The 20137-nt window shown below is 60.7% G+C and carries 25 protein-coding genes; 13 read left to right on the top strand and 12 right to left on the bottom strand.

What is annotated here, in order from left to right; all coding sequences use genetic code 11:
* Positions 1-9: 9 nt before the first annotated feature.
* Genes ACR0R4_RS04665 through ACR0R4_RS04650 form a run of 4 tightly spaced genes read left to right on the top strand, consistent with a single transcriptional unit; the run spans position 10 to position 3928 of the window.
* Positions 10-1026: a membrane dipeptidase gene (locus ACR0R4_RS04665; protein ID WP_504362684.1), complete on the top strand. Its 1017-nt coding sequence runs from the start codon at positions 10-12 to the stop codon at positions 1024-1026.
* Positions 1023-2597: a phytoene desaturase family protein gene (locus tag ACR0R4_RS04660; protein WP_433646193.1), complete on the top strand. Its 1575-nt coding sequence runs from the start codon at positions 1023-1025 to the stop codon at positions 2595-2597. The genes ACR0R4_RS04665 and ACR0R4_RS04660 overlap by 4 nt, the downstream gene beginning before the upstream one ends.
* Entirely contained in the window at positions 2594-2884 is a 291-nt protein-coding gene (locus ACR0R4_RS04655) for a muconolactone Delta-isomerase (protein WP_433646192.1), read from the top strand. The genes ACR0R4_RS04660 and ACR0R4_RS04655 overlap by 4 nt, the downstream gene beginning before the upstream one ends.
* A gap of 9 nt (positions 2885-2893) precedes the next feature.
* Entirely contained in the window at positions 2894-3928 is a 1035-nt protein-coding gene (locus tag ACR0R4_RS04650) for a LacI family DNA-binding transcriptional regulator (RefSeq protein ID WP_433646191.1), read from the top strand.
* Positions 3929-4067: 139 nt separating this feature from the next.
* On the opposite strand, the gene ACR0R4_RS04645 is transcribed toward ACR0R4_RS04650, so the two are convergent.
* From ACR0R4_RS04645 to ACR0R4_RS04625, 5 genes are all read right to left on the bottom strand, one after another.
* The gene (locus ACR0R4_RS04645; protein WP_433646190.1) at positions 4068-4781 is read right to left on the bottom strand and encodes a hypothetical protein; all 714 of its coding nucleotides are present in this window, start codon (positions 4779-4781) and stop codon (positions 4068-4070) included.
* 261 nt (positions 4782-5042) lie between these two features.
* Positions 5043-5252, bottom strand: a complete 210-nt coding sequence (locus ACR0R4_RS04640; protein WP_433646189.1) for a TM2 domain-containing protein — start codon at positions 5250-5252, stop codon at positions 5043-5045.
* Positions 5253-5309: 57 nt separating this feature from the next.
* Positions 5310-5486, bottom strand: coding sequence for a hypothetical protein (locus tag ACR0R4_RS04635; protein ID WP_433646188.1), 177 nt, complete (start codon positions 5484-5486; stop codon positions 5310-5312).
* 386 nt (positions 5487-5872) lie between these two features.
* Positions 5873-6076 (bottom strand): antitoxin VbhA family protein, encoded by a 204-nt coding sequence (locus tag ACR0R4_RS04630; RefSeq protein WP_433646171.1) that lies wholly within the window; start codon positions 6074-6076, stop codon positions 5873-5875.
* Positions 6077-6131: 55 nt separating this feature from the next.
* Positions 6132-6674 (bottom strand): Rossmann-fold NAD(P)-binding domain-containing protein, encoded by a 543-nt coding sequence (locus ACR0R4_RS04625; RefSeq protein ID WP_433646187.1) that lies wholly within the window; start codon positions 6672-6674, stop codon positions 6132-6134.
* Between the two features lie 703 nt (positions 6675-7377).
* Here ACR0R4_RS04625 and ACR0R4_RS04620 point away from each other — a divergent pair.
* Entirely contained in the window at positions 7378-7896 is a 519-nt protein-coding gene (locus ACR0R4_RS04620; protein WP_433646186.1) for a flavin reductase family protein, read from the top strand.
* A 67-nt stretch (positions 7897-7963) separates the two neighbouring features.
* Positions 7964-9454 (top strand): aldehyde dehydrogenase family protein, encoded by a 1491-nt coding sequence (locus ACR0R4_RS04615; RefSeq protein ID WP_433646185.1) that lies wholly within the window; start codon positions 7964-7966, stop codon positions 9452-9454.
* 37 nt (positions 9455-9491) lie between these two features.
* On the opposite strand, the gene ACR0R4_RS04610 is transcribed toward ACR0R4_RS04615, so the two are convergent.
* Complete coding sequence (locus ACR0R4_RS04610) at positions 9492-10469, bottom strand: Lrp/AsnC family transcriptional regulator (protein ID WP_433646184.1); 978 nt, start codon at positions 10467-10469, stop codon at positions 9492-9494.
* A 32-nt stretch (positions 10470-10501) separates the two neighbouring features.
* On the opposite strand from ACR0R4_RS04610, the gene ACR0R4_RS04605 reads away from it, so the two are divergent.
* The 5 genes from ACR0R4_RS04605 to ACR0R4_RS04585 all read left to right on the top strand — a co-directional run bounded on the left by ACR0R4_RS04605 (position 10502) and on the right by ACR0R4_RS04585 (position 15348).
* Positions 10502-11557 (top strand): LLM class flavin-dependent oxidoreductase, encoded by a 1056-nt coding sequence (locus ACR0R4_RS04605; RefSeq protein ID WP_433646183.1) that lies wholly within the window; start codon positions 10502-10504, stop codon positions 11555-11557.
* An 83-nt stretch (positions 11558-11640) separates the two neighbouring features.
* The gene (locus ACR0R4_RS04600; protein ID WP_433646182.1) at positions 11641-11835 is read left to right on the top strand and encodes a hypothetical protein; all 195 of its coding nucleotides are present in this window, start codon (positions 11641-11643) and stop codon (positions 11833-11835) included.
* On the top strand, positions 11832-13271 hold the full coding sequence (locus ACR0R4_RS04595) for a purine-cytosine permease family protein (RefSeq protein ID WP_433646181.1): 1440 nt from the start codon (positions 11832-11834) through the stop codon (positions 13269-13271). Before ACR0R4_RS04600 ends, ACR0R4_RS04595 begins: the two co-directional genes overlap by 4 nt.
* A gap of 107 nt (positions 13272-13378) precedes the next feature.
* Positions 13379-13675, top strand: coding sequence for an EthD family reductase (locus ACR0R4_RS04590; RefSeq protein WP_433646179.1), 297 nt, complete (start codon positions 13379-13381; stop codon positions 13673-13675).
* Positions 13676-13683: 8 nt separating this feature from the next.
* Positions 13684-15348: an amidohydrolase gene (locus ACR0R4_RS04585; protein WP_433646178.1), complete on the top strand. Its 1665-nt coding sequence runs from the start codon at positions 13684-13686 to the stop codon at positions 15346-15348.
* Between the two features lie 137 nt (positions 15349-15485).
* On the opposite strand, the gene ACR0R4_RS04580 is transcribed toward ACR0R4_RS04585, so the two are convergent.
* Entirely contained in the window at positions 15486-15749 is a 264-nt protein-coding gene (locus tag ACR0R4_RS04580) for a UDP binding domain-containing protein (protein ID WP_433646177.1), read from the bottom strand.
* A gap of 267 nt (positions 15750-16016) precedes the next feature.
* On the opposite strand from ACR0R4_RS04580, the gene ACR0R4_RS04575 reads away from it, so the two are divergent.
* Both ACR0R4_RS04575 and ACR0R4_RS04570 read left to right on the top strand, forming a co-directional pair.
* Positions 16017-16415 (top strand): hypothetical protein, encoded by a 399-nt coding sequence (locus tag ACR0R4_RS04575; protein WP_433646175.1) that lies wholly within the window; start codon positions 16017-16019, stop codon positions 16413-16415.
* A 65-nt stretch (positions 16416-16480) separates the two neighbouring features.
* Positions 16481-17209, top strand: coding sequence for a hypothetical protein (locus ACR0R4_RS04570; protein ID WP_433646174.1), 729 nt, complete (start codon positions 16481-16483; stop codon positions 17207-17209).
* On the opposite strand, the gene ACR0R4_RS04565 is transcribed toward ACR0R4_RS04570, so the two are convergent.
* The 5 genes from ACR0R4_RS04565 to ACR0R4_RS04545 form a co-directional block, all read right to left on the bottom strand.
* Complete coding sequence (locus tag ACR0R4_RS04565) at positions 17196-17405, bottom strand: NINE protein (protein ID WP_433646173.1); 210 nt, start codon at positions 17403-17405, stop codon at positions 17196-17198. The genes ACR0R4_RS04570 and ACR0R4_RS04565 overlap by 14 nt on opposite strands.
* Positions 17406-17462: 57 nt before the next feature.
* The gene (locus tag ACR0R4_RS04560) at positions 17463-17639 is read right to left on the bottom strand and encodes a hypothetical protein (protein WP_433646172.1); all 177 of its coding nucleotides are present in this window, start codon (positions 17637-17639) and stop codon (positions 17463-17465) included.
* Positions 17640-18025: 386 nt separating this feature from the next.
* The gene (locus tag ACR0R4_RS04555) at positions 18026-18229 is read right to left on the bottom strand and encodes an antitoxin VbhA family protein (RefSeq protein WP_433646171.1); all 204 of its coding nucleotides are present in this window, start codon (positions 18227-18229) and stop codon (positions 18026-18028) included.
* 226 nt (positions 18230-18455) lie between these two features.
* Entirely contained in the window at positions 18456-19442 is a 987-nt protein-coding gene (locus ACR0R4_RS04550; RefSeq protein ID WP_433646170.1) for a nucleotidyl transferase AbiEii/AbiGii toxin family protein, read from the bottom strand.
* Complete coding sequence (locus tag ACR0R4_RS04545; RefSeq protein WP_433646168.1) at positions 19439-19900, bottom strand: hypothetical protein; 462 nt, start codon at positions 19898-19900, stop codon at positions 19439-19441. The genes ACR0R4_RS04550 and ACR0R4_RS04545 overlap by 4 nt, the downstream gene beginning before the upstream one ends.
* Positions 19901-20137: the final 237 nt, after the last annotated feature.

The following is a 20137-nucleotide window of genomic DNA, read 5'->3' as shown; positions in this document are numbered from 1 at the left end:
AGAATCGCAATGCAAGAAACTTTGAATAATTCGGCAATATTGGTCGACTGTCTGCAGTACAGCAAGCCATCGAGGGAACGGTTCGTCGAATGGCAGCGCGGAAACGTGGGTTGTGTGCACGTCACGCTTGCAGTCTGGGAATCCGCAAGAGAAACCCTGTCGGTGATCGGCCACTGGAATGATCTTTTCCGGGAGAATTCGGATCTAGTCGCGGTCGCAAAAAGTGCGAGTGAAATTCGAGAGATCGTTGCCTCCGGACGTACCGCTGTGGTGTTCGGATTTCAGAACACTGCGCCGTTTGACGATGACATTCGTTTGGTGCAGATATTCCACGACTTGGGCGTGCGAATCGTGCAGCTCACCTACAACACTCAGAACAGTATTGCCGCCGGCTGCTGGGAAGATGAGGATGCAGGCCTCTCGCAACATGTGGGTCGACAGTTTGTGCGTGAGCTCAACGACGTCGGGATGCTTATCGACCTTTCACATTGCTCCGAGCGCACTTGCCTCGATACCATCGCCGCGAGTTCAGCACCTGTCGCAATTACTCACGCAAACCCGCTCGAATTTGTCGGGAAGGATGTGGAACTCTCACGTCGACCGAAATCGACAACGGTGCTCCAGGCGCTCGTCGAGCGTGGTGGAGTGGTCGGATTGAGCCCATACGTGCGGATGCTCAAGAACGGCATTCGTACAACGGAACAGGAGTTTGTCGACATGATTACCTGGTCCGCTGATCGATTTGGGGTGGAACACGTTGCTTTGGGCACGGACTTCTACACGGGCTACGGCATCGAGGCAGTGAAATGGTGGCGGATGGGCCGTTGGGGGCGTGAAAGCCCGGTACCGATTAACGAGTCAGCTCCTGTGGTCGAGTGGCCTGCGTGGTTCCAGTCACCCACTGCATTCCCCACACTCGTTCAAACGATGCAACGGTCTGGGTTCAGCGAGAGCGATCTCGCGCTTGTGTTGGGTGGAAACTGGATGCGACTCTTTGGGGAAGTTTTCGACGCGGAGACGTCATGAGCTCACATGTTGTTGTGATTGGCGGAGGCCACAATGGGCTCGTTGCAGCGACCTATCTGGCACGGGCGGGGCACCGAGTCACCCTCGTTGAGTCTCGCTCGTCGTTGGGGGGAGTGGTTGGAAGATATGAGTACCTCCCCGGCTATGGCACATCCATTGCGAACTCCCCGGGCTCATTTGAAGGGCTCGTGCTGGAAGAACTCGAACTTGAGCGGCACGGTCTGCGATTCCACAGGCCGGATGTCACACTCCTGCATCCCATGCGCGACGGCCTGTTTGTCGGATGGCGCGATCCACAATTGGTGGCTAAACAAATGGACGAAATGTCTCCTGGTGAATCGGGTCGACATCGCCAACTCGTGCAGTCACTTGATCGACTTGGGGAGGCTACCGGACTGACATTTTGGGAGCAGCCGCGCAGCCTTGACGCGGTGCTGGAAGGGATGGCGCCAGCTTCGAGGAAGGAATTCTCTCGCGAAATCATCGAAGGAACCTTGATGGAGTTCCTTGAGCAACGACTCAAATCAGATGGAATGAAGAGCGTCATGATGATGCTTGCTCTGAACGGCCAGCTTATGTCGCCTCATGCTCAAGGATCCGCCTTCGGTCTGCTCATGAGGCCTATCTCGCGAGCCACAGGATCGGTCGATCCGCTCGGGAATCAGGTGTCCCCACTGCGAGGCTCCGTTGGCTTGCCGATCGGCTCGATGGCGGCGATCGTGGATGCTCTGATCAAGGCAGCGCGGTCGAGCGGGGTAGAGATTCTACTAGATAGTCGCGTTGAAGAGATTGAGTTTGACGCGTATGGCCATGCGTGTGGCGTGGTCCTAGAGTCTGATGCTCGAATCGAGAACGTAGACCGGGTGGTGTCTACCATTGAACCATCAACACTTCGGGCAGTAGTTACAGGCGCAGAAATTGAGGATCGGCTCTGGCCAGCTCCGCCAACGGGATCTGCGTTCAAGATCGCTCTTGCGCTCGATGGCCTGCCTGAGGTTGCGAATGCTCCCGGGGGTGCTCCATTAGAGGCCTTGCTCTCGGCTCAGTTCAGGATCGGACCTGACCCGGAATACATCACACGGGCTGTGGAAGACGGCATCGCAGGTCGTCCGTCAGCCGAGCCAATTATTTGGGGGCTCATCCCTAGTCTCACCTCGCCAGGCTTGGCACCGGAAGGGAAGCACCTGATGAGCCTCAATGTGTGGCATGCGCCGCACTCGCTCGGTGAGGGTTACTGGCAGGCCAACGGTTCCGCGTTTGTGGATCGGTGTGTGGCGCAGGTCGAGCAAGTACTGCCAGGACTGAGCGCCAGAATCATCGATCGTCGATGGCTGTCACCGATCGACCTTGAGGAGGAGTTCGGGCTCACAGGGAGCAACATCACACATGGTGATCTGACACCGGAGAGCATGCTCAACGGAAGGCCAAATGCCGAGCTCGTCGACAAACTGCTGCAGGCAGGAATTGTCTTGGGGGGAGCGGGCACCTGGCCGGGAGGGTACGTGACTGGTGCCCCCGGTCGACGAGCCGCACTGCAAATTCAGCATCTAGAAAAGGAATCACGAGCATGAGCACAATGAGCGAGTTTTTAGTCAACATTCAGATTGAGTGGCCTCACGGCATTCTCGAGGACGAGGTGCACCGACTGTCGGTTGAAGAACGAACGATGGCCGCAGACCTTGCACAAAAGGGGCACCTTGTGCGGATGTGGCGGGTACCAGGCCGACGCGAGAACTGGGGTCTCTGGCGCGCAGAGAACGCTACGCAGCTCCATGAGATTCTCAGTGCGCTTCCTGTCTGGCCTTTTATGTCCGTCAAAGTGCAAGAGTTGGCCGTTCACCCAGTGGATCCTTCGTAAGCTGGAGCAATGAGGCATCTTGGCGTAGTTGACATCGCTCGTGAAGCGGGTGTCTCTACGGCCACTGTGTCGAGGGTATTAAACCATTCAGAACTTGTGTCCGAGAGGACCAAGCTTCACGTTCTCGCTGTCGTTGACCGCCTCGGGTATTCGCCGAACATCTCGGCTTCGAATTTGCGGCGGGGCCGCAGCAACGCTGTGGGTATTGCGGTGGCAAGTCTCTCGCAGCCGTGGTACACCAAGCTCATTCGAGAGCTCCGACGGGCGATCACGGCTCTTGGTCTGACCACAGTAGTGTACGACTTGGAGCACAAGAGTTCTGTGCTGATCGAGCAGGTCGAGAGCGCGCGTCGGCTACGTCTGTCTGGATTTGTTCTGGCTACTGGCGACCGCCTCGATGAGACTGACGTGCGGTTGGCGCTGGTGCGACTCTCTGAAACTGTACCTCTCGTGGTGATTGGCCAGCCGCTTGATGGTGCCGCGTGGCCGACTGTCTGTTTCGACGATGTGGCCGCGTCAGAGAGTTCTACGCGTGAACTGCTCATGAGACGACCCCGACCCCTCATTTTCATTGGCGGCAGCGAAGCGTCGTTTCTCAGCGATCAGCGGCGTAAAGGTGTTCTGGCGGCGTTAGAAGAATTTCCAGAGCTGTGCGCTCGATCGGAGATCATCGAGGTTACTTCGAGCACGGGATTCGAAACTGGCTATCGGGAAATTATGAAACGTGCAGCGACTTTGAAGGACTACGGACTCGTGTTCTGCGTCAATGATGAACTGGCCCTGGGCGCTTCGCGCGCGCTGGGCGAACTTGGTATTTCTGTGCCCGATGACCTGATGGTTATCGGCTTTGGCGATGTCGACATGCTGGACTATCTCTCCCCTTCTCTTTCTTCGCTCAGTGGAGATGTTCACGCAGTTTCTCTCGACGTCATTGAGGCTTTGGAGGGGCTGATGGAGCAAGGGGAGAGCTTCCAGACCCGGATGCATGCGCGTCAGATTGTGCATCGCGAATCCACCTCGGTCACGCCACCTCCCGCAAACTAGGGGTCGTCTTGCGGTCGGCGATGACGCGTGTTCAGGCCAGATCGCTAGCGGGTCATCGTCCCGCTTTGTGGCCACGATGACACCGTCGGGCTCTAGCAGGGCAGGACACCAATCCAACCGGCGCTGGAGCTGAGGGCACCTACCCCTGCGCGAGCTTCCGACGGTGCATCGCGAGCGCTGCTCCCGACATAAGCAACAGCAGGGCGAGGCCCCCGAGCGGCCCAGTAGGGGTCGAGCCGGTTGAGGAAAGTCGATCTGAGCCTGGGGCAGAGCTGTTTGTGATCGCCGCTGGCACCACCTCGACGGTGAAGGTGGTCGATACCCCGTTCAAGGTCGCAGTGATCACGTGGGGGCTGGCGCTCGGGAAACTCACTGTGAGCCCGTCGATGACATCTGTTGCCACTGAGCTTGTCAGCACGGTGCCCTGGGTGTCGACTGAGTAGCCGAAGGCGTCTTCGGCCGCAACGGTGAACGTGAGGCTCGACTCTTGCGCGACTGAACTCGACGGCGCGCTGAGTGTCATCTCAGCGGTGGGTGCTGCGGCCACATCCAGAGTTCCGGTCGTCGTGAGTACCCCGTTGTTCACTGAAACGGTGATCGTGCGGAGTCCGGCCTCGGTAGTCAAGACGGTGAGCCCGCTTACCCTATCGTCAGCGTTGCTACTAGTGAGGTCGAGGGTGTCGGCGGCGACAACATCTCCGTTGGAATCACGCACGTCGACGCTGAACGTGGCAACCGTGCCTGCAACCGCGATTTCTGAGCTTATGGTTGCCGTGCCAGAGCGGCGCGTGCCGGGCGCACTGGCTGCGTGGCAGTGAGTCACCGAACTTCCAGCAGCCCACTGTGCTCTCATCAACGGAGCTTGAGCTGACGGACAAGAGCCTGATCGCTGCTACCCGCCTCTGCAAGATCAACGTCCGATAATGAAAGATCGAACGACCGACGGTTGAGGCCTGGCTTCGAGTCCCTCATCGACCTCCTACGGCCGCCCCATCCCACGGTGCACTCCACCCGGCCGCACTCCACGCGGCGGGGCCGAGGCAGTTGCGCCCGTCGACAATGAGTCGCCGGGCGGCGAGCATTCTCGATCGCCGGTCGATCAGTCACCGCCACATCAGCGCCGGTTGACCTTTCTGATTTGCCCCGGAAGGGTGAAGATGTCGATGATGGTGCCGATGCCGAGCAACCCGAAGGTGAGTAGCCAGATGATGCCGCGCGCGATTTTTCCCATGTAGAAGTGCTGCACTCCGGCAACACCAATCAGGGTGAACAGCATCAGCGCGTACGCGATGCCGGCTTCCTTCTTCCCGTATGTTTCTGCCATGCTTCGCAGACTACCGGTGGATCGCTTCGCCCGCTGAGCCGGCAAGATTCGAATAGCTCAGCCGCGGTATCCCTGCGGGTTCGCCGACTGCCACGCCCACGCATCGCGGCACGCCTCGGCGAACGACCGCGTCGTGCGCCAACCGAGTTTGGCGAGCGCAGCATAGCGGTCGAGTTCGTAGTTGAGCTGCGGGTGCACGCGACGCGCATTTTCAAGAGACTGTGGATCAGTCACCACCCCATCAGCGCCGAGCCCGCGCAGGCGCACGGCGAAGCATGTTCACGGAGATCGACGTCATCTTGTCATGGGTCGAGCGTGCGGCGCAATGTTCCGCGGTGGAGGCGCGCAGTCTGTTCAGTCGGTGTAATTGCGTGATCGAGCACGGCAGCGAGCCGGTCGATACGCCCCGTCGCTTGGTTGTGAAACCTCGACCAGTCGAACTCGCCGCGAATCGGTTGAGAGGCCAACTCTGCAAGGCGCACATGAGTGGCAAAATCTTCCTTCTGACGGAGACGCTCGGCATCAGTTTCACCGAACCTGTTCCGCAGAACTGTCGCGCCAGGGTAGAAGTAGTCGCCCCAAGATCGGATCAGACGCGACTCCACAGTAAATGTGGCGGATCAGCGAGCGTCGATGCGGGCAGTGCCTTGACGGACCGCTTCTTCCGCCGTGAGCTCACCGGCGGCGACCCGGTGGGTGAGATCACGCAGCGCCGAATCTGTAACCTCGTGGCCCGCAACGGCGAGAGCGGCATCAGCGAACTGAACACGACGAGTAACCTCGACGCGCGTTGCGCGGGTGGTCTGGGACGTTGCGATGCTCATCGATTCTCCGCTCGTTCTTACTGATTCTATCAGTCCGACGCTGTTGAAAGGTGGATCAGCCGCGGTACCCCTGCGGGTTCGCCGACTGCCACGCCCACGCGTCGCGGTAGGCCTCGGCGAACGACCGCGTGGTGCGCCACCCGAGTCGCTCAAACGCGAGGGCGGGATCCGCCACCACCGTCGCGAGATCACCGGCTCGCCGCGGGTGGATCGCGTACGGCACCACACGCCCCGAGGCCGCCTCAAAGCCCCGCACCGCTTCGAGCACGCTCGTGCCGGTCCACCGCGACCTGCGCAACAAGGGCATGAGGTTATTTGGGATCCCGCTCGGGTCTTCACCGTTGCGCCCTGAAGGGTGTGCGCCAACCGGGTTGAAATAGCGCAGATTCACGGCAGCGAGCGCGGGCCAAGCCGCGGCCGCGTCGCGGATGATCTGCTCGACGGTCTCGCCCACGGCCTTCAAACCGGCGAAGTGGATCACGGCATCGAACGCGATGCCGTCGAGCCCAGCCCGGCGAGTGTGTGGGTCGGTGAGGTCGGCCCGCACAAGCTCGATCGGTTGACCCGACGAGTCCGGCCTGCGGCCGCCCCATCCCACGGCACTCCCACCCGGCCGCACGCCAGGCGGCGGGCTCAAGGCAGTTGCGCCCGTCGACAATCGGCGCATTTTCAAGAGCCTGTGGATCAGTCACCACCACCTCCGCGCCCAGCCCGTGCAATCGCATGGCGACGTCGAGCGCGGATAGGCCGCCACTTGGCGGAGACCAGGTTGGAGACACCCGGGCCACCGCATGTGATGCAGCGGCGCACGATCAGGCCTACTCTCACATCAGTATTTCAGTAGGTGTTTGAGGTGGTTTCAATCCCCACTCTGTGAGGATCCGGATCGTATCGAGCGTTGACTCGGGCTCGATCACCTGAGCGATCACCGGATCGCCAAACACCCGATCGCCTGAGGTCGCGTCAGCAAACCTGAGACGCTCGTGCGCGCCTGCAAGGATTCCATGCAACAGCCTCGACTACGAGCGTTGGAGCACGGACCGCGGGGCTGGAGTATCGGGCTGGTCCATGCCGAGGTCGAACTCGCTCTAAACGGCGGCCCGCCCACGTTCTCGCAGAACCATGCCGATATGTGCAACGAAATGAGTCAAATCAGCTCAAAGTGGTCAACTCTGGAGAGAAATAGTTAGGGTGTCAGACGCGATCCACACCCGAGAACATGCGAATGATTGCCAATAACGTCCAATTTAGTGCGATTTAGAACATTGTTACGAACAATAAATTGCGGAAACATTCAACGCATGAACAACAATGACGTGTTTTTGCCCGCATCCCCCGAAGTTTTTCGTTCGGCCATGGCAGACCTGCCCGCCGCCGTTTCGCTCGTCACAACGCGTGATGCCGACGGCACGCCCCGAGGCGCCACAGTCTCTGCGATCAGCTCACTCTCGCTTGATCCGCCCCTGCTGCTCGTCTGCCTCGACCAGAGCTCTGACACTCTTGCGGCGTTGAGCGAAGGATCGCCCCTCATGCTACACATTGCCGCAGACGGCCAGCAGCAGACCGCACTTTCGCTCTCTCGTAAGGGCGAGCAGAAGTTCGATCAGATCGCCTGGACCGCAGACGCTCACGGGCTCCCGCTGATCGAGGGCTTTGCTTCCGCGTTCCGCTGCGTGGTCGAGTCACTGCTTCCGGGAGGCGATCACACCATCGTGGTCGCACGCATCAGTGACATCGCGCAGGCTCCGGCCAACACCCCGATTGTCTACCACCGCCGCCAGATGCTCCCCTCCCCGGCTGCGATGCCAGCAGCCGCATAGAGCTGGCTGAAGCGCAGCGCTCACACTCCACGCCCAACACCCATTCTCGGACCAGAAGGAATCACCAATGCAGTCTGATTTCGAAAGCCACCTTTCCGTCGCCGCACGTGACTTCATCCAGCGCCAACGCGGTGCCATTATCGCCGGCAGAATAGTTGAGGGCGAAGGCGGCATGTTCGCCACACTCGACCCGGCCAGCGGCGAAGAGATCGCCCAGTTGCGAGAGTCTGACGCGGCCACCGTCGACGCCGCAGTGCGCTCGGCAAGAGCCGCATACGACAGCGAGTGGGGCAAGATGCTGCCAGCGCAGCGCGAACGTCTGCTACACCGCCTCGCCGATCTCATCGAAGAACATGCTCACGAGCTCTCTGAATACGATGCTCTTGAGGGCGGCAAGCCGATCACCTATGTCGAAGCGGTGGATCTGCCGCTCGCGGTCGAGCAGTTCCGTTACTACGCGGGATGGCCGACCAAGCTTGTCGGCTCGGTGGTGCCGGTGTCGACCCCCGATGCGCACGTGTACACGCAGAAGGTACCCCTCGGGGTTGTTGCCGCGATCACGCCGTGGAATTTTCCCTTCTGTCAGGCCGCCATTAAGCTCGCCCCGGCGCTCGCCGCCGGCAACGCCGTAGTGCTGAAGCCCTCAGAGATGACCGTCTTTTCTTCCTTGCGCCTAGCTGAGCTGGCGATCGAAGCAGGCCTCCCTGCTGGTGCGGTCAATGTTGTCGTGGGCACGGGCCCAGTCACCGGCGATGCGCTGGTGCGGCACCCGTTGGTGAACAAGATCACCTTCACCGGCTCCGACGCGACCGGTCGGGTCCTGGGTGCGCTCGCCGGTGAGCGACTCATTGATGCGTCGCTCGAGCTTGGAGGGAAGAACCCGCATGTGATCTTCGCCGATGCTGACATTGAGAAGGCGGCAGCATTCGCCGCAACGACAGCGTTTTTCTACAGCGGACAGGTGTGCTTCTCGGGCTCGCGGATACTGGTTGAGCGGTCGGCAATGAATCGTGTGGTTGAGGTGCTTGAGGAGCACGCGAAGAATCTCGTGATTGGCTCGGGGTTAGCGCCTGAGACGACAATGGGTCCGCTGTGTTCGGCGAAGCATCTCGAGAAGGTAGAGAAGTTTATCAAGCAGGCGAGGGAGTCGAGCGCGACGATCGCTTTCGGTGGCCAGCGCGTGCCGCGCAACGGGGAAGGGTACTTCCTTGCGCCCACCGCGATCGTCGGCCCGGCCGACTCCGACGCAGTCGTCGCGCAAGAGATATTCGGCCCGGTCGTCGTGGTGCAGCCCTTCGACAGCTTCGAGGAGGCGCTCGCGCGAGCCAACGACAGCCGCTACGGCCTCACAGCCGGCGTCTGGACACGAGATGCCGCAAAGGCGCACCGGTTCGCGCAGTCGGTGGAAGCCGGAACTGTATGGGTCAACACGTACGCCGACTACAACGCTGCGGCCCCGTTCGGCGGCATGAAGGATTCGGGTGGGGGTCGCGACTGCGGCCCCGAAGGCATCGAGAAATTCCTCGACACCCGCACTGTCTGGATGTCGATCGCTTAGGCGCCCCATGTTCAGCGCCCAGCCCCAAGCACCCCCGTCAGTGGGGGAGGAGGGGCTTGTATCTCAGCTCGAGGTAAGGCCACACCTCCGCCCGCTCCACCCCCGATATCGCGCGAATGTGCGCATCAACGACCGAGATGAGGTGCTCATGCGATCCACACACGATCTCAGCGATGATGTCAAAGCGGCCCGCGGTGAGCACTACATAGGTGACCTCATCGACTTGGGTCAGTGCCTCGGCAACGCTCGACCACCCGGCGGCCCCGTTACAGGAAATAGCCACCCAACTGGTCGCAGAGAAGCCGAGGTGCAGGGGGTTTGCAATCGCCACAACGCGCATCGCGTTGCTGCGGGTGAGGGCTTGGTAGCGCTTTCGAGCCATGCTTTCGGAAATACCGAGATCGTAAGAGAGGGCCGCGAACTTCGTGCGGCCGTCGCGAGCGAGAATCGAAACCATCCGATGGTCGGTCGGGTCAAGCCCAATGGGGCGCACCCCACGGGGCTGCGGGGAGCGGTCGGTGTCGCTGAACCAGGCTCGCTGGTAGTGCAGGCGCAGGTACCGCAGCACTTCAAAGCTGCGAATACCGGGGTGAGCCTCAAAACTCGTGAGCACCTCAAGCAGTTCTCGCTCGGAACCACACATAACTTCCGCCTGAATGGAATGGGGACCCGTGGTGCGCGTGACGTAATCGACCTCTCGCATCGCGCAGATCTCGTCGTACATGGCCCCAAAGTTCGCACCCGGTGCGGTGGTCAGACACACCATCGCCATCGAGCTGTAGCCCAAGGCCCGCGGGTCTGCCACGGCAGCGATACGAATCACCTGCTCGTCGAGCAGTCGTTCCACCCGCCGGCGCACAGTGCGCTGGTCGAGCTGCAACTCCCGCGCAAGTTGCGCGGAGGGCAGGCGCCCGTCGATCTGCAAGCGGAAAATCAGATCTCGATCGAGTTCATCCAACCCAGCGAACTCAACATCAGGCCCCGTGTGGGGCATGGGGGTCACAGCGTCGGTCACTCTACCACCGTAGTTTACGAAAGGAAGTCCCAGTGAAAATTGGCCTGTTGCAAGAGGGCGACCTCACCAACACTGACCCGAATACCCGCTATCACCAGCTTGTTGACGAGGTGAAGTTGGCTGATCGTCTGGGGTTCTCCACCTGGGGCACCTCAGAACAGCATTTCAGTCCGCCCCGCTTCTCGGTCTCAGCGCCCGAGGTGCTGTATGCGGCGATTGCGCCGCAGACCAGCCGAATCAAGTTTCGTACGATGGCCTCGGTGATGCTGGCCTGGAACCACCCGATTCTGGTTGCCGAGCGGCTGGCGACCCTCGACATAATGTCGAACGGACGCGCCGAGATCTGTACGGCCCGTTCGAATAACCTGACCACGATGGGGGCTTTCGGAGTGGATCCTGCTACCACTCGCGCGCAGTGGGAGGACTCCATGGATGTGCTGATGAAGGCGATGGTCGACGACCGACTTTCGCACGAAGGCCCGATCTGGCAGATTCCCGAAGTGGAGATCGTGCCCAAACCCATCACCAAGCCGCACCCTCCCGTGTCAGTGGCGGCTTCAAGTGTCGAATCGAACGCGAACGCGGGCACCCGCGGCATCGGCGTCATTACTTTCGAAAACTACTTCGGGTTCGAATACCTGCAGCAGTGTAACGACGCCTACGAGGATGCATTTCAGGCGGCGGATCACAGCACCGTTGTGGCACCAAACCACTACAAAGGCCTATACGTGGCCACGGCGTATTGCGCTGCGAGCCGCGAGGAGGCGCGTGCCACGGCCCGCGAGGTAGCGCTGGGCTACTTTAAGTTCATTCTCGACCTCTATATTCCGCTGTCGAAGAATCCTAACTACCAGTACCTCGACATCATCGATAAGTTGCAAGAGCACGAAGGTGACCTCGACTGGCTGTGCGAGTACAGCCCCTCCGTGATGATCGGAGATCCGGAGGATTTCATTGAACGCCTCAAGCGACTCGAGTTGATGGGTATCGATGAGGTGTTGCTGCGCATTGACGGTGTCGGGCACGACAACATCATGAATTCTCTCGAGCTGATTGGCAGAGAAGTTCTTCCCCACTTCGCCGTCTAGGCAAACCTGCTGGCGGCGGGCCTTCCGTCGCCAGCAGCCCAAATCCACCTACGCTGTTCAACGAAGAGGAGCACACCACACTCATGTCCACCACTACTTCTGTCTCGCAGGGAGGCGGTGCCGTCGGTCTCGACGCGCGCCTGCACGACCTGATTGAGCAAATCGAGCAACCGGAGAACCAAGGCGAAGGTTTGCGTCCTCGCGACTATATCGCACTGCTTATTGTCACTATTGGCTTGCCGGTGCTACTGACAATTTGGGGGGTGCTCGCCTCATGAATAGCCAGGAGCAACTTGCCGCCCAGATCGACAAGGTCGCCATGCAAGATGGGCTTCCGCAGCCACGTGGTAAGCGCGCCTGGGGTCCATTTACGATCTTCAGCACCTCGGTAGCGACGGCAATCGCCACCTGGTGTTTCATCATCGGCGGTTTCGTCGCCTACTATCTGCCCGCAGGCACCGGCACCCTCGCAATCATCGCTGGTTCGCTTCTGGGCATCTTGTTCATTGTGCTCGCCTGCCTCCCGGTGTCATCGAAATATGGCATTGACGTGGTGGCGGCTTCGAAACCGCAGCTGGGTAGCCGGGGCTCTGTCTTTGCAATCCTGCTCGTGTACGGTGCCACCCTCGGGTGGAACGTGTTCCTCTTCGTCCTGCTGGGTCGAGCGGTCACGGCCATACTGGGCGGTTTCGGGATCGCGCCGCAAGAGTGGATGACAGGTGTGTTCGGCGGTATCGGTGTGCTGGTGGTCTTGGCCATGCTGCGCAATGGTGCTGAAAACGTGCGCAAGTTCGGCATCTTTATCTCGTTGGCCGTGCTGGGTCTGTCGATCGTCATCATGATCATGCTGATCGCTTCGAGTGGTCTTGAAACGCTGATTGCCGCGCCGGCGGTGGCGGCGTGGGATAGCACCGCGGTGAACTGGACCAGTGCGATCGAGGTGCTCATTGCTTCGAATCTGTCGTGGTGGGCCTACACCGGCGCGATGGTGCGCAATTCCCCGAGTGCGCGATCCTCGCTGTGGCCGGTAGTCTTCGGTCTCGGTCTCGCAGTCGGCGTGGGTTCGTTGACTGGGCTCTATGGTGCGCTGCTGCAGCCAGACTCAGGTGGCGATCCCACACAGTATCTAGTAGACGTGGGTGGCCCGGTGTTCGGCGTCATCGCATTGGTCTTTATCGTGCTCGCGAACGTAGGCACCGCGCTTGTGGGTGCCTACGCCAGCACCATTGCGTTCCGTCAGATTGCGACGGTGCGCAAGCTCAGCTGGTTCCCGTCGACGCTAATCGCGACGGTGCCAGCGCTGGTGCTCGTGGTGTTCTTCTCGGGCTTCGTGTTCGATAATTTCGGCACCTTCCTCAGCATGCTGGGCCTGGCGTTCGCTCCGATGTGCGGTATCCAAATCGTCGATTACTTCTTGTTGCGCAGGCAGCGGCTCGACGTCGCTTCGATCTACCAGAACAATCGTGATTCGCAGTATTGGTATTGGGGCGGAGTGAACATTATTGCGTTCATTGCATTCATTGCGGGCGCTGCAGCCTACTTGTACTTACTCGACCCGGTGACGTACATTTCGCGACCACCGTTCGAGTTTATGACGGCTTCGATCCCCGCGTTGGTCGTGGCGGGCTTTGTGTATTGGGTGGGCACCAAGTTGGTCTCGATCCCGGCTGGCAAGGGCGGCTACACGAAGCTACACACGAAGCTCGACAAGTAATTGCATTTTTCTGCACTACCCGCTCATTTCGAGTGGATCGCGGTGCGCGAGGGCGGGCTAGTCCCTCTCGCGCACCGCGAGATTACCCCACACTTTGGAGGACCGCTATGCACGACGTCATCGTTACCTACCATTCGATTCCTGATCGCGATGCCTTTGCAGCACATTACGTGGGCACGCACCAGCCGCTGGTGCTCGCGATGCCCGAACTACGGGAATTTGTCTGGGGCTTCGTCACAGATCCAGGCGAGGGCGACCCGAAACTCATTGCCCGTATGACCTACGTCTCGCGCGAGGTTGCGGATCACTCATTCGCGTCTGAAGCTGGCAAGGCCGCGGTCGCCGACGTAGCGAATTTCGCTACTGAAGGTGTCGCCGTGCTACACGTTCCCCGCGCTGTTTAGTCATGACAGTGACGGTAGAGCAGGTCTTTACGGCCGCACATATCCTCCCCATGCTCCGCGAGGGCGAGCGCACCGAGGGCCTCGCTGTCGTAGTGAGTGGCGGCCGCATTCTCGAAGTGTGCGATGCGGTGACCGGCTTCGGGTACGTACAGCAGGGGGTGCAGCACATCGATCTGGGCGAGCGCATTCTGATGCCGGGTTTTGTTGATCCCCACGCGCACACCGAGGTGGCTGCGCTCACCCAGTTTGGCGTGGTCGACGTGCGAGTGCCGCATTGCGATTCGATCGCGGAGGTACTGCAGGTACTGCGCGATTCATTAGGGCAGGTGACCGATGGATGGCTGGTCGCGCAGGGTAATTTGTTCTATGACCGCAAGCTGAGCGACGGTCGATTTCCCACGCTAGCCGAACTGGATTCGGTGAGTCATGAGATACCGATCATTGTGCGCGCTGGCGGGCATCTCAGTATTCTGAACTCGCGAGCGCTGGAACTGGCCGGCATTGGGCGGGACTTCGTGCCGCCGTCCGGCTCAGTTACGGGGCAGCCCGTGGTGGAAAAGAATCTCGGCGGCACCCCCACCGGGGTGGTGATGGAGATGGATAATCTCATCCCGTTTCCGCGCACTCCCGAAAGTCAGACCCTGGCAGCGCTTGAGTCAGGAGTGGCGGAACTTTTCACCCGCTACGGCGTGACGACCATTGGTGAAATCAGCGAAAGCATCGGTGGTTTGGGCGCATTCCGGGCTGGAATTGAGCGCGGCAGCATCCCCGCCCGCATGAGCGTGTATCTGTGGGTGCCGGGTACGGTGAGCCTGAGCGAGGCTACCAACCCGCGGTTCCTTGAGGGGCTGCGTGGCGAAGACCCGACGCTGTTCGAAATCACCGGCGTGAAGGTGTTCGCAGACGGCGGTTTCTCGGCTGCGCAAGCGGGCATCAGTACCGAGTATGTGCATGCGCCTGGGCAGTGTGGCAGTGTGGCGCTTGCGCCCGATGAGATTGCGAAGCTGTACCGGGCGACGCAGCAGACAGGCCTGCAACTGGCGATTCATGCAAACGGCGATCGTACGCAACTGGAAATATGCCAGGTGCTCGCGAGGGCGAGGCAGCGTTTTGGAACGCACCCCGGGGTGCGTATTGAACACGCGGGCAACTATGCGCCCGATTACCCGAAGCTGTCTGCGGCGTGGGCGGCGGCGGGTGTGGTGCCGGTTCCCCAGCCGATCTTCATTCGCAATTTCGGCGAGTTCGTGCCGGACTATGTGGGGCAGCACGCGTGGAATGCGCAGTTTCCGTTCCGCACGATGCTCGCAGATGGTTGGCCGATTTCGGGCAGTTCGGATGTGTGGATCGGCTCTGACGAGAACCAGTCAAACCCGCTCCGAAGTGTTGCGGCGACACGCGACCGTCGCACTTTTCACGGGCAGGTGCTGGGCGCAGGGGAAAGTGTTACCCCGTGGCAGGGACTCTGGATGCATACGGCCGGTGGTGCGCATGCCCTTGGCCGTGCCGGCGAGGTCGGATCCCTCAGCCCCGGTGCCCACGCCGACTTCGCTGTGCTCGACGCCAACCCACTCACCGTCCCCGCAAGTGAACTTGAACAGGTCAAAGTCTCCGAGGTCTACCTCGCGGGTGAGCGAGTGCATGTGTCGCGGGCCGAGCCTGAGAGAAATTAGTTGGGGTGCGGCAGGAGCCATTGGCCGCAGCCTCATACCCAAACTGCGAATTCTTGGGTTCTTCGGTCCCGGTGATTCGCACGGGGCCCTCGTTGGTTTTGATGGTCGATCAGCCTACCCGCTGCACATCACGGGCGCTACGGCCGCCCCATCCCGCAGAAGTACCACCCGGCCGCACGCCACGCGGCGGGGTCGAGGCAGTTGCGTCCGTCGACAATGAGTCGCCCCGTGGCGAGCGAAGCTGCGTGCGAGGGAGAAAGCTCTCGCCGGTACTCGTCCCTCTCTGTGACCACGATCACGGCGTCGGCGTCGGCCCCGGCGAGCGCAGTGTCGCGGTCGAGTTCGTGGTGAAGGTGCGGGTGCACACGTTGCGCGTTTTCAAGAGCCTGTGGATCAGTCACCACCACCTCCGCCCAGCCCATGCAATCGCACCGCTACGTTGGAGACAAGCGCCGGGTCGGCGACGATGGTCGCGAGGTCGCCCACGCGGCACCGATTGCGCAGGAGCCCCGGATCACCGGCGGTAGTTACCGTGGATTTGCTGCTACTCAGCCTTCTTGGTTTCAGAGCGAACAACGGTTCGAGCCAGCGGGGCGAAAGATATGGTGTGGCTTTTTGGTAGCGAAAGCGTATGCTTGTAAGAACAGATGAGAGGATCGAGGCCCACTATGTCTTCCGTAATAAACAAGCCGAAGACCTCAAAATCGGCCGCCTACAAGCAGGCGCTGAAGCTAGCCACTCCCGAGCTCACTCAAGATCTCATCGAGGTGCTCGGCGGCACGCTCGTGTCAGCGCTAGCAGGTGCGAAAGACACCAAGGCTGCGCACAAATGGGCTCGCCCTGATGGAACGACGCCGCGAGATGAAGCAGCAAAGAGGCTCAGGTTCGCCCATGAGCAGTGGAATCGCCTTGCGGCTTCCGAAGGTGCTCATGTGGCCCGAGTTTGGTTCATCGGAGCTAATCCCTGGCTTGAGTACGACACCCCTGTTCAAGCCATTCGTGAGGGTCGCTTTCGTCAGGTCGATGCCGCTGTGAGCGCCCTCCTTGATGACAGCTACAGCGGGTAGTAACACGCTTGGAATCTCATATTTGCACCGCTACCGGACTCGCGCTTGTTTCGAGCCCGGAAGTAGTGCATCGAATCACCAAGAAGGTCCATGGTCCGCTCAAGCCAAAGCTTCGAACGCCCGCTGAAGACCGGGCGCATTGGGGGCGCTACGACACTGTCGGTCAGACGGTCTACGCCTCAGACAGTGCAACGATTGCGTATATGGAGATCTTGTCGCCATATCGAACCCAGTTCGCTAGTGAAAAGCGAGCACTGAAAAAGACGGCTGATGCCATGGGCGTGCCGCTCGAGGTGCTTTGGTCTGAAATCGCGTCCGAATGGCATCAGGCAGGAAATATGCACGCCATGTGGCTTCCGCAGGCATGGCGAGAGGAAAGGGTCTTGCATTCGGTCGCCTTCCCCCGTGGTTGGTGGATCGACATCACCGCGACAGAAACCCTCACAGCGATTCGCAACGAGTTCATCGGCGGATTTCCAGACGAGCAGCAGGAAATCGCTGACTCCCTAACGATCTCTGATGTCACTGGAGAGGACCGCCTCCTCACGACCACGTTGGCAAGCATGCTTCGGGACCGCGTGGAGCTCGATGATGGATCGCTCCCTCTTGGGATTCGGTTTCTGTCGAAGCACGGAAACCCGGCAGGACAGAGCGGAGCGTGCTGGGCGCACTGGCTGCGTGGCAGTGAGTCACCGAACCTCCAGCAGCCCGCGGCACTCCCACCGGCCGCACGCCACGCGGCGAGCGTTCGCGATCGCCGGTCGATCAGTCACCGCCACATCAGCGCCGGTTGACCTTCCTGATTTGCCCCGGAATGGTGAAGATGTCGATGATGGTGCCGATGCCGAGCAACCCAAAGGTGAGTAGCCAGATGATGCCGCGCGCGATTTTCCCCATGTAGAAGTGCTGCACTCCGGCAACGCCAATCAGGGTGAACAGCATCAGCGCGTACGCGATGCCGGCTTCCTTCTTGCCGTATGTTTCCGCCATGCTTCGCAGACTACCGGTGGATTGCTTCGCCCGCTGAGCCGGCAAGATTCGAATAGCTCAGCCGCGGTACCCCTGCGGGTTCGCCGACTGCCACGCCCACGCGTCACGGCAGGCGTCGGCAAGTCTCCGGGTAGTGCGCCAACCGAGTTTGGCGAGTGCAGCATAGCGGTCGAGTTCGTAGTTGAGCTGCGGGTGCACGCGACGCGCATTTTCAAGAGACTGTGGATCAGTCACCACCCCATCAGCGCCGAGCCCGCGCAGGCGCACCGCGAAGCATGTTCACGGAGATCGGCGTCATCTTGTCATGGGTCGAGCGTGCGGCGCAATGTTCCGCGGTGGAGGCGCGCAGTCTGTTCAGTCGGTGTAATTGCGTGATCGAGCACGGCAGCGAGCCGGTCAATACGCCCCTTCGCTTGGTTGTGAAACCTCGACCAGACGAACTCGCCGCGAATCGGTTGAGAGGCCAACTCTGCAAGGCGCACATGAGTGGCAAAATCTTCCTTCTGACGGAGACGATCGGCATCAGTTTCACCGAACCTGTTCCGCAGAACTGTCGTGCCAGGGTAGAAGTAGTCGCCCCAAGATCGGATCAGACGCGACTCCACAGTAAATGTGGCGGATCAGCGAGCGTCGATGCGGGCAGTGCCTTGACGGACTGCTTCTTCCGCCGTGAGCTCACCGGCGGCGACCCGGTGGGTGAGATCACGCAGCGCCGAATCTGTAACCTCGTGGCCCGCGACGGCGAGAGCGGCATCAGCGAACTGAACACGACGAGTAACCTCGACGCGCGTTGCGCGGGTGGTCTGGGATGTTGCGATGCTCATCGATTCTCTGCTCGTTCTTACTGATTCTATCAGTCCGACGCTGTTGAAAGGTGGATCAGCCGCTTCTCAGTGCATCACAGGCCCTATGGTCGCCCCATGCCCTGATGCTCCGACCCAGGGCCGTGTCGGAGAGCGTTCCAGCACAAGCGGTGCCGGAGAGGTGTAAACGGTGAGTGCGGCCCCTATGGCTCGAATGCCCGATCGGAGTCGACCAAGCCCGAGCGGACTAGAGCAGCTCGCGCCGATGGTGCACAGTGTCAATGACCTCGTCCAAGGAGACGAGAACTCCATAGATAAGCGCTTGGGCTGCCTCATATCCCGCTTCGATCGTGCCGCGCGTGGGATGTGCGCGATCAAAGGCAGGACTGTGCGCGTAGCCTTCGATCGGCCGCGGTGTCGACGAGAATCCGGCGGCAGCGCTTTGGCTATCAATATCGTCGACCAGTGCTCTAACCCCTTCGCTGCCAAGCGCCTCAATTGCGTTTGTTACTTGTTCGTCCCGGAGGAGACAGCGGATGTCGTAGAAGTGACGACCGTGCTTGAGGAGTGCGTCACGGTCGGCTCGGCTTGCCGCGTCATGCACCGCGGCAAGCTTCTCGAACAGGGTCCGCTCCGGGGCCAAGACATTGACGCTGAATTCAGCGAACTCCTCCCACGTCGCCTCGCTCTCACCAAGTGTGGTGATCGCGTGCTCGGCGACAAGCGACCGATAGCTGTGCGTTGCTGACGGCTGCGTACCGCCTCGACTCCCGAGCTCGAGCAGAACGCCTTCCTTCAGCGAAGGGTCGCTGTTTCCCGTTGGGTAGAGGTAAGTCGTGTAACGCTTGATCCCGGTCGTCGATGAGCCCACAAGGATCTGCGGGTTTACGAACGCGAGGTGGCTCCTCGCTGCCTGATCAACTTCTTTCAGTACCTTGTGGCGGGCGCCCGCGGCGGCCTCGGACGGGAACACCGCGAGCAAGTCAACGTCTTCCGAGAATCGTTCGATGATCCCGAAGACGCGACTGAGGCTGGTCCCGCCCTTGAACGTGAAGGTCACCGGCGCGGTCGAGCCGTCCGGCAACTCCACAGACCGGTCGATGCTGGCGGCGCGGAGCACCTCGGTTACCCAGAAGTCCTTCTCTACGTAGACCGCAGGCATTCCAAGGGCTTCCGCGGTTATGCCTACGAGTGCTTCGAGATCATCGGGGTTGTCCCGGAGACGCTCGGTCATACGGCGGCCAGGTCGGCGAGTAGCCTGTCGAAGTTCTCACGCGCAGTGACCTTCCGCTCCCCCGCTGCCGCAACGCGCAGACGGCCTTCGTTGACCACGCCGTCCGAAAGTGCGTCACGGACTTTGCTTGCCAAGGTGTTCCAGCCAGCTTCGATGTATACCTCGGGAGCGCGCATCAACTCGAGGAGCGCGATCTCCTTCGGGTTGAGGGTCACGCGTTCCCGGTTACTGCGGGCGTGCTGAGTGACGCCTTCGATCGGGCCGGCCGTCCACAGCGCCGCGACGTGGAACGAAGAGGGAACCTGGGTGGTCACGCCCCACTCGCGCGCAGCGGAGTACCCGGCCGGCCCGTTGCCTGCTTCCCCGAGGACCTCTCGTACGATCTCTTCGATACGGGGCCGCGTCATCCCGTACCGGGTCTTCGCGCCGCGGTAGTAGAGGCCACGACGAACAGGCATGAGCTCTCCGCTCCGTGCAGCTCTGGATGCTGCTTGACGTGCAGCGGTCGCAGTACCGGGCAGCCGGTTTACGTGCACGAACGACCGCGCCGGGGTGCTCCGGATTGCAGTGGCGGGAGAGATGATGCTCATGTCACGAAATTTTACCGGGAACGTGACATAGAAGCAATGAAACGACGTGCCTCACCTAGTATGCCCGCGAAACACTTCCGGTGCATTACGTAAAAGTGCCCGCGA

The sequence above is a fragment of the Leucobacter fengyongliangi genome (assembly GCF_050971685.1).
In the GTDB taxonomy this organism is placed as follows: Bacteria; Actinomycetota; Actinomycetes; order Actinomycetales; family Microbacteriaceae; genus Leucobacter.
This window is presented reverse-complemented; position numbering and strand designations above follow the sequence as displayed.